This window comes from Exiguobacterium sp. s129 (genome assembly GCF_018617585.1).
Taxonomy (GTDB): Bacteria; Bacillota; Bacilli; order Exiguobacteriales; family Exiguobacteriaceae; genus Exiguobacterium; species Exiguobacterium aestuarii_A.
The window spans coordinates 406,189-414,536 of the sequence record NZ_JACSKL010000002.1 but is presented as its reverse complement, the minus strand read 5'-3'; the positions used below and the strand labels follow the sequence as shown (position 1 = coordinate 414,536).

The window sequence follows — 8,348 nt, the reverse complement described above, 5'->3', positions numbered from 1 at the left end:
TTGAGTCGCGATGCGGCTCCGGGATTGCCTGCGGAAAGCGTGGGCGCCGGAAGGACGAGTTCGAACATGTTATTTGTCAACAAGCTGAGGAGCGCCGCGGCGCTCCTTTTTACGTTGTCTCTACATATCCGATGTATGGTAAGTTGCGATACTGTTCCGCATAGTCGATACCATACCCGATGACAAATTCATCCGGAATCTCAAAGCCGACATAGTCTGCATCTAATTGCACGAGACGTCGAGCCGGTTTATCAAGAAGCGTACAGATTTTCAGCTGTTTCGGTTGATGTAGTTCCATATGCTTGCACAAAAACTTCAACGTCTGTCCTGTATCGATGATGTCCTCGATGATGACGACATATTTTCCTTCGACATCCAAGTCAAGGTCCTTACGTAATTGTACACTCCCACTCGAAACGGTCTTTTTCCCGTAAGAAGACGTTGCGACTGTGTCGAGTTGTACACTTCCTTTCATATAACGCATCAAATCAGCAGCAAACACCATTGACCCTTTTAAGACCGCAACAATGACAATAGGTGTCCCGTTAGCGTCTTTCTCAATCTCTTCTGCTAATTCTTGTACCCGATTTCGAATTTGTTGCTCATCAAACAGTTTTCCTTTAATTATAATGTCCATCAGCTCGGCGAATGTTCGCCGTCACCCCCTATTTAGTGAATCCACGATTCATCTTATCATATTTTCAACTTAAAAATATACATTAGTAGATAAAATAGATGTTTTCGTTCGTATTTAAGTCCTGTTCACTCTACAAAAAAACGTCAATCGCAAGAAATTGACGTTTTTTATACATTATTCTTCTGCTGCTCGCTCTTGCTCACGAAATTCTCTGAATTGATCCATCAGTTCAGGTTTGTCTTCAAAAAACTCCACAAACTGCGTCATGCAATCAAGCGTATTTGAACTGAGGTGATGTTCGATTCCTTCCACATCCTCGTATACATCCGCTTCGTCGACTCCAATCAGACGTAAAAAAGACTCGAGCATCGCATGGCGCTCGACGAGTCGTTTCCCTACTTTTTGACCTTTCTTCGTAAGCATGAGACCGCGGTATTTTTCGTACACCAGATATTCTTCACGGTCCAACTTTTGAACCATTTTGGTGACAGAGGAGGGATGAACTCCTAAATGTTCGGCAATGTCAGAAACACGTGCATATCCTTTTTCTGACATGAGTAAATAAATCCGTTCTAAATAATCTTCCATACTCGGTGTCGGCATGGGCACGACCTCCCCTAATGTTCCGGTTTCCACTTTATATTTTATCCTAACGAAGCTGAAATCGAAAGGGAAAGCCCCGATTCATTCAGTCAATCATTGTCTCGTGACCTTAAATTCATTATAATGAGATATGGTAACTTTGAAAGAGAAGGGAAGAACATCTATGGGAATTGAAACAATCCTCGTCATCCTCCTATGGGTTGCCTTGATCGCCTACATCGTATGGCGCTTCATGCCAGCTCGCGGGTTGAAAAAAATGAAACAAGAAGAATTCCGTGCTTCACTCCGCAAAGGACAATTGATTGACGTACGTGAACCGAATGAATATAAAGGTGGTCACATCGTCGGTGCTCGAAACATCCCGGTCGGTCAACTCAAGATGCGTATGAAAGAATTACGTAAAGACCAACCGATTTTAATTTATTGCCAAGGAAGCTCACGTTCTAACCAAGCGGCCAAACTACTCATGAAAAATGGATATAACAATATCTACATGCTTGAAGGCGGCTTCAAGAACTGGAAAGGCAAAATTAAAAAAGCATAAAAATGGGCGGGTCGATTGAATCGACCCGCTCCTTTTATTTCACCGATGATGCCTCACGACGTTCATATTTTAAAACAGGCTTCCGAGCAGCGAGCGTCTCATCCATACGCTTAACGACCGTCGTATGCGGGGCCGTCTGTACGATTTCTGGATTTTCTTCCGCTTCTTTTGCAATTTGAAGCATCGCATCGCAGAACGCATCAAGCGTTTCTTTTGATTCGGTTTCAGTCGGTTCCACCATAATACACTCTTCCACATTTAATGGGAAATAGATTGTCGGTGGGTGGTACCCGAAGTCGAGCAATCGTTTCGCGATATCAAGCGTACGGACACCGAGTGCCTTTTGTCGCTTCCCTGACAAGACGAATTCATGCTTGCAATACGTATCGTATGGTACGTCGAAGGCATCTTTCAATCGAGCAAACATATAGTTCGCGTTGAGCACGGCTTCACGCGATACACGCGTCAACCCTTCTGCTCCCATCGTTTTAATGTAGCTATACGCGCGAACATTGATTCCGAAGTTTCCATAGAACGGCTTGATTCGACCAATCGAGAGTGGACGATCGTAATCCAAGCCAAACCCTTCGTCTGTCTTCGTGACGATCGGTGTTGGCAAGAACGGAATCAGATCACGTTTTACCCCTACTGGACCAGAACCCGGACCACCACCGCCGTGAGGACCCGTGAATGTCTTATGCAAGTTCAAGTGAACGACATCAAAGCCCATGTCTCCTGGACGTGCGATTCCAAGAATCGCGTTCGAGTTCGCACCGTCATAATAAAGCTTTCCACCAGCCTCATGAACCACTTTTGAAATTTCGAGGATGTCCGCCTCAAACAATCCGAGCGTATTCGGGTTCGTCAGCATGAGGGCAGCCGTATCTGCACCAACTTTTGATTTCAAATCATCCAAATCCACAAGACCACGCTCATCCGACTTGACCGTCACCGTCTCAAATCCAGCAACGACGGCAGAAGCCGGGTTCGTTCCGTGTGCCGAGTCTGGAACGAGTACTTTCGTACGATCCGTATCCCCATTGCGTTCGTGGAACGCTTTGATCAACATGAGCCCCGTCCATTCGCCATGCGCCCCTGCTGCTGGTTGCAACGTCACTTCATCCATCCCTGTGATTTCCGCAAGTTGCTCTTGTAAGTCGACCATTAGTTCAAGCGCACCTTGAATCGTCTCAACGGGCTGCAATGGATGAATGTGCGCGAATCCAGAAAGGCGTGCCATATCTTCGTTCACTTTCGGATTATATTTCATCGTACAAGAACCAAGTGGATAAAATCCTGAATCTACTCCATGGTTTCGTGTAGAGAGCGCCGTGTAATGACGAACGACATCGAGCTCAGATACTTCAGGTAGTTCAGCCACTTCTTTTCGAATCATCGTCGCCGGCAATAATGACTCGAGGTCAACTTCCGGAACGGTTGGCGTCGGTAAGTTATATCCTGTTCGTCCTTCACGTGATACTTCAAAAATTAGCGTTTGTTCGTGTTGCATCATTTCATCCCCCCGACCACTTCGACAAACTGATCAATCTCTTCTTTTGTACGTAACTCTGTCGCACAGACTAGCATCTGTGACTGGCGCTCTTCTTCATACGTTCCGAGCGGTAGTCCACCAATCATTCCATGTTCAAGCAAGTGACGAGATACTTCTTCTGCATCGCGTCCGAAATCAACAACGAATTCATTAAACATTGGTCCCTCGTCAACGATTGTAAATCCTGCTGCTTTCAATGCTTCTTTCATGTAATGGGCTGTTTGGATATTCCGGACAGCCATGTCTCGAATGCCATATTTCCCTAAAGCGGACATCGTGATCGAGGCGGCCAATGCGTTGAGCGCCTGGTTCGAACAGATGTTTGAGGTTGCTTTGTCACGACGAATGTGTTGTTCACGCGCCTGTAACGTCAAGACGAATCCACGTTTTCCATCCTCATCTACCGTTTGTCCTACGAGTCGACCAGGTAGTTTACGCATCAACGACTTCTTCACCGCAAAATAACCACAAGACGGACCACCAAAGCTTTGTGGAATCCCGAACGGTTGAGCATCCCCGACCGTAATGTCCGCTCCAAGCGCACCTGGTGATTCCAAAATGCCTAATGCAAGCGGGTTACTTGATACGACGAACAGTGCACCTGCATCATGCGCTTGTTTCGCCAATTGCTCCAAATCTTCAATACGACCGTAGAAGTTCGGATATTGTACGACGAGACATGAAGCGTCTGTTAAATCGAGGTCAGTTAGATCCGTTACCCCATTTGTGACGTTTGTATATTCGACAGAAAGTCCTGGACCATCTGCATATGTGCGAATGACATCTTTCGCTTCAGGATGTACCGCTCCAGAAACGACGACGCGTTTTTTCTTCGTCTGCGCACTCGCTAGGTAAGTCGCTTCAGCAAGAGCCGTGATGCCGTCATACATCGACGAGTTTGCGACATCCATTCCGGTCAACTCACAAATCATCGTCTGGAACTCGAACATCGCCTGAAGCTCACCTTGTGAAATTTCAGGTTGATATGGCGTGTACGCCGTATAAAATTCAGAACGTAAAAGCATATGGTTCATCACAGTCGGTGAGAGATGATCATACATCCCGGCACCGAGGAAACTTGGATAAGACTTCGTGTTTTTGTTTTTATCCGCTAGTTTCGTCATGTGACGAACGAGATCAACTTCCGGAAGTGGTGACCCGATTGCTGCAAGCGACGCTTTTTCGCGAAGCGACTCTGGAATATCCGCGAGCAACGATTCGATGGAATCCACTCCAATCGTTTGAAGCATGTCTCGCTCATCTTGTTCGGTCATCGGTAAATAACGAAATTCCATTCTGTTCATTCTGAATCCCCCTGTTTCATTTCGTTCGTTTATAGAAAGGTGTCGGTACGCGTTCGGCTTCAATCTTTTTGCCACGAATGTCGATGACAAATTGCTCTTCATCTTTGTAACGTGCATCCACACGTGCCCATGCAATCGACTCGTTTACTGTCGGAGGCATCGTACCGGTAGTAACGACTCCAACGACGTTCCCGTCGATTTCTACTTGCGCACCTTGACGTGCGATTCCGCGACCAAGCAATTTCAAGCCCACCATCCGGTTCGGAATGTTTTCTTTTTGTGTAGCGAGCGCCTCTTTCCCAATAAAATCAGTATCTAATTTAACCGCAAAATTAAGGTTCGCCTCGAACGGCGTAACCGACTCATCTAGTTCATGCCCATAGAGCGGAAGGCACGCTTCAAACCGTAGCGTATCTCGTGAACCTAACCCGCAAGGTGTAACACCCTCTGCTTCAAGCGCTTCCCAGATTGCTGAGATTCCTTCTGCCCGCGCATAAATCTCGAATCCGTCTTCTCCTGTATAACCACTACGCGAAATGATTGAAGCAACACCGGCCACATCACCGTTTATAAATTTAAAGAAACCAACTTCGTCAAGCGCTACATTCGTAATCGTTTGAAGAACAGCTTCCGCATTTGGACCTTGAATGGCAATTTGGCCATATTCATCAGACTCATTCGTCACAGTGACGTCACCAGAAACAAATTGACGAATGTGCGCCTCGTCTTTTTCGATATTCGAGGCATTGACGACGAGCCAATAAGTATCTTCATCTAACCGGTAAACGAGTAAGTCATCCACTACGCCACCATTCTCGAGACAGAGAAGGTTGTACTGCGCTTGACCGACTTTAATCTTTGAGACATCATTCGTCACAAGATTCTGCACTTGTTCTAGAGCGTCCGGTCCTTCAATCCGAATTTCTCCCATGTGAGATACATCAAACATCCCCACGTTTTGACGTACAGCCTGATGCTCTTCTTTGATCGAAGAAAACATAATCGGCATTTCGAACCCCGCAAAATCAACCATCTTCGCCTTCGGTTCAATCAATTCGAACAAAGGCGTACGTTTCAAAGTAACCTTTTCCATAATATCCCCCAATCCCGAACATAAAATGCTTTTGTTTTTGAAATCTTTCGTTTTCCATTCCACTTTAACAATTTTTATTCTTTCTGCATAGTTAAAAAAGCGAAAAAGAAAAAGGATGAAAAACGAAAACGTTTTCATCCTCATTATTTCACATTTTTGTCTCGGTGGAAACGTCAGAGCGTTCGATTCCCGCTGTACGTTTGATTTCATGTGTCAGCCCGACTGCCGCCTGTTTCAATTCAATCGATTCGTCTTTAGCTTTGATGCCAAAATCTTTGATTTGGGTAACGGAACGGTTGACCGCGTCCACATGCCCCTTGATTTCAGTGACTTGTTGGTTGATGACGTCAGCACGAATCTTAAATCGTTCCGTCAAACGGTTTAGTCTTCCAAACGTCGGCTTCATCTGTTTTTTAAATAACAAATATCCATATACACCAAGTCCAATGATGGCGAATAAAAGAATTGCAAGGTTAATCCAAATCATACTTTTCCTCCTTCATACGAATAATCTGTTCTGCAATACACCGCGGTGTCTGAGACGCATCAATCGTCTCGTCCGCTTCATGATAAAGAGTGGTCCGTCGGTTGTATAATGCCCGAACTTCCGACTCTCCATGTTTCACAAGTGGTCGATTCGAATCTTTGATCCGTGCCCAGCATTCCTCAAATGGTAAGTCTAAATGAATGATTTTACCGTGTTCGCGCATCCAACGTATATTTTTAGAGCGTTCGACCACACCACCACCCGTGAGGACAAAGTCAGCATCAATCCGCTGAAGCACTTTTGATTCCACGTCGCGAAACGCTGACTCCCCGTATTGGTCAAAATATGTAGCGATGTCGGTTCCAATCCAGGTTTCGATTTCTCCATCGAGGTCCACGACGTCTCCATGTTCTTGCATAAAATTGAACAAGGTAGACTTACCTGTACCCATAAATCCCACGATATAAAACGGTTTCTTATTCATAAGCAATCACCTCTTTATGACGTTCACCAGATGTCAACACCATCTCCACTTCCGTTCGATTCGGTGCAATCGGACGACATGTCACCGTCCCCGTCGGTTTGGTGAGTGTTACTGGTTGATTGCCACAACGTTCTTTTGCCAACAACAAGTGGGATTCAAAACGTATGGCCAATATCTCATCTGAGATTCGTCTCGTCGTTCGTTCTACATCAGTATACCAAAATAATGCAGTACCAAGTAACCACACGACGATTGTCAACGTAGTGATTAGAAAGAATCCTCTTTCATACACATGACGTACCGCTCCCTCTCGAAAGTTGAATCTTTCCATGAAATTCGAAATCCCATACCGACCGTTTCGACGCGATACTGATCGATTCCTCTTAAAAATAACAAGTTCCCTCCTCCGTCTCCAACCATTACCAAGTTTCCGTTCAACTGTTTGATTGTCCATGACCATACCTCTTCATCCGCTTTAAGAAAGTCACCTCTTAATCGCCCCTCATCGACGCGACAATTTTTGCTGTTCTGCAAACGACGCACAATGAGTTGGGGAGTCGTATGGTGGTTCCACTTCGGTTGTTCGTAAAGACGTTGACCAAGGGTGAGCAATTCGACCAACAATAATAAAAAGATGGGAAGAATCAACAATACTGCCGTCATTTCTAGCATGGTAAACCCCGAATCAAAGCGTCGGTAAGCAAAAACCCTTTTCACACACTTCTTCACGCCCAGTCGGTTCAGCGGCTTCAAGCAGCACCTCTCCTTGTAATCGTTCATAAATGAACAACGTGTCACGTAACCTTGCGACTTGGTCATTTCCTTGTGTCACAAACGACGTCAAAATGAGTACCCAGCCCATTACAATCGCTAGGCTCACACTCACTTCCCATAACGAGAATCCTTTCTCATCCCCCTTCATGGATGATCACCTCCGGTTCATACGTTCCAAGTCGAAATTTAAACGTGACGGATGTTTTCCCACTGACAAATTTCCACTGTCCTGCATAGGAAGCTGTTGCCTGGGAGAAGGTGATGGTATTGTAGGTCGGAAGATAAACAATGATTCCTTCCGGTACGTCCACTCTTCGCACTAACGTCATTCCACACATGATTAAATACCTTCGCTGTTTAGCCACCCAAATCAACTTCGGCACGCAACTTCCATTTTCCGAAATGTATGGGTATTGTCCCGCTTCTTGAATATTTGTCACTAACGTATCTGTAAAGTCATAAAGTTCAAGTCGCTCAAAAGGCTTCACTACAGGACTACTAATCAGCAGGAGGAAGGAAATGATCACGAGTACCCACGCCATCTCAACAAACGTATAGCCTTTCATTGTCTCTTCAGCGAACCATCAAGTGGAGAATACGTGTAGGCTGACGATTGACAACTATATACAAGTGGATCCGATGCAGAAGCACGTTCAATCACTTCTAATGTGGCAGGGTACGATTTATGTTCGGCATAGTGTAAATTGATTTCTGACTCGACGATTCGGACACTTCCCTCACAACTCACTTGGTCCGCCCGTGACTTTCCTTCTGTCAGCGTCGGCACGAGCAATAACAGTAAGATTGAAATAATGAGTAAGACTGCAGCCATCTCAACGAGTGTGAATCCTTGTTCTTCCTTCATGTGAA

General features: G+C 45.5%; 13 protein-coding genes. 1 reads left to right on the top strand and 12 read right to left on the bottom strand.

Annotated elements, in window-relative coordinates; all coding sequences use genetic code 11:
* Positions 1–109: 109 nt before the first annotated feature.
* Both hpt and mntR read right to left on the bottom strand, forming a co-directional pair.
* Positions 110–637: a hypoxanthine phosphoribosyltransferase gene (gene hpt, locus KNO92_RS04530; protein WP_214692984.1), complete on the bottom strand. Its 528-nt coding sequence runs from the start codon at positions 635–637 to the stop codon at positions 110–112.
* A gap of 174 nt (positions 638–811) precedes the next feature.
* Positions 812–1,240: a transcriptional regulator MntR gene (gene mntR, locus KNO92_RS04525; protein ID WP_074033309.1), complete on the bottom strand. Its 429-nt coding sequence runs from the start codon at positions 1,238–1,240 to the stop codon at positions 812–814.
* A 163-nt stretch (positions 1,241–1,403) separates the two neighbouring features.
* Between mntR and KNO92_RS04520 the strand changes: the two genes are divergently transcribed.
* Positions 1,404–1,784, top strand: a complete 381-nt coding sequence (locus KNO92_RS04520; RefSeq protein WP_083600098.1) for a rhodanese-like domain-containing protein — start codon at positions 1,404–1,406, stop codon at positions 1,782–1,784.
* A gap of 34 nt (positions 1,785–1,818) precedes the next feature.
* Here KNO92_RS04520 and gcvPB read toward each other — a convergent pair whose 3' ends face one another.
* The 10 genes from gcvPB to KNO92_RS04470 all read right to left on the bottom strand — a co-directional run bounded on the left by gcvPB (position 1,819) and on the right by KNO92_RS04470 (position 8,343).
* Positions 1,819–3,294, bottom strand: coding sequence for an aminomethyl-transferring glycine dehydrogenase subunit GcvPB (gene gcvPB, locus KNO92_RS04515; RefSeq protein ID WP_483297447.1), 1,476 nt, complete (start codon positions 3,292–3,294; stop codon positions 1,819–1,821).
* On the bottom strand, positions 3,294–4,631 hold the full coding sequence (gene gcvPA, locus KNO92_RS04510; protein WP_214694000.1) for an aminomethyl-transferring glycine dehydrogenase subunit GcvPA: 1,338 nt from the start codon (positions 4,629–4,631) through the stop codon (positions 3,294–3,296). Before gcvPA ends, gcvPB begins: the two co-directional genes overlap by 1 nt.
* Positions 4,632–4,656: 25 nt before the next feature.
* The gene (gene gcvT / locus KNO92_RS04505; protein ID WP_214760233.1) at positions 4,657–5,733 is read right to left on the bottom strand and encodes a glycine cleavage system aminomethyltransferase GcvT; all 1,077 of its coding nucleotides are present in this window, start codon (positions 5,731–5,733) and stop codon (positions 4,657–4,659) included.
* 148 nt (positions 5,734–5,881) lie between these two features.
* Entirely contained in the window at positions 5,882–6,220 is a 339-nt protein-coding gene (locus tag KNO92_RS04500; RefSeq protein WP_214692993.1) for a hypothetical protein, read from the bottom strand.
* Entirely contained in the window at positions 6,207–6,704 is a 498-nt protein-coding gene (locus KNO92_RS04495; RefSeq protein WP_214692995.1) for a shikimate kinase, read from the bottom strand. Before KNO92_RS04495 ends, KNO92_RS04500 begins: the two co-directional genes overlap by 14 nt.
* Positions 6,697–6,996 carry a hypothetical protein gene (locus KNO92_RS04490; RefSeq protein ID WP_214692997.1) on the bottom strand — a complete coding sequence of 100 codons (300 nt, stop codon included), beginning with the start codon at positions 6,994–6,996 and terminating at the stop codon, positions 6,697–6,699. Before KNO92_RS04490 ends, KNO92_RS04495 begins: the two co-directional genes overlap by 8 nt.
* Positions 6,972–7,484 (bottom strand): prepilin-type N-terminal cleavage/methylation domain-containing protein, encoded by a 513-nt coding sequence (locus tag KNO92_RS04485; RefSeq protein WP_285800657.1) that lies wholly within the window; start codon positions 7,482–7,484, stop codon positions 6,972–6,974. Before KNO92_RS04485 ends, KNO92_RS04490 begins: the two co-directional genes overlap by 25 nt.
* Positions 7,390–7,626 (bottom strand): hypothetical protein, encoded by a 237-nt coding sequence (locus KNO92_RS04480; RefSeq protein WP_214693000.1) that lies wholly within the window; start codon positions 7,624–7,626, stop codon positions 7,390–7,392. The genes KNO92_RS04485 and KNO92_RS04480 overlap by 95 nt, the downstream gene beginning before the upstream one ends.
* Positions 7,613–8,044 (bottom strand): prepilin-type cleavage/methylation domain-containing protein, encoded by a 432-nt coding sequence (locus tag KNO92_RS04475; protein WP_214693002.1) that lies wholly within the window; start codon positions 8,042–8,044, stop codon positions 7,613–7,615. Before KNO92_RS04475 ends, KNO92_RS04480 begins: the two co-directional genes overlap by 14 nt.
* Positions 8,041–8,343: a prepilin-type N-terminal cleavage/methylation domain-containing protein gene (locus KNO92_RS04470; RefSeq protein ID WP_214693004.1), complete on the bottom strand. Its 303-nt coding sequence runs from the start codon at positions 8,341–8,343 to the stop codon at positions 8,041–8,043. Before KNO92_RS04470 ends, KNO92_RS04475 begins: the two co-directional genes overlap by 4 nt.
* Positions 8,344–8,348: the final 5 nt, after the last annotated feature.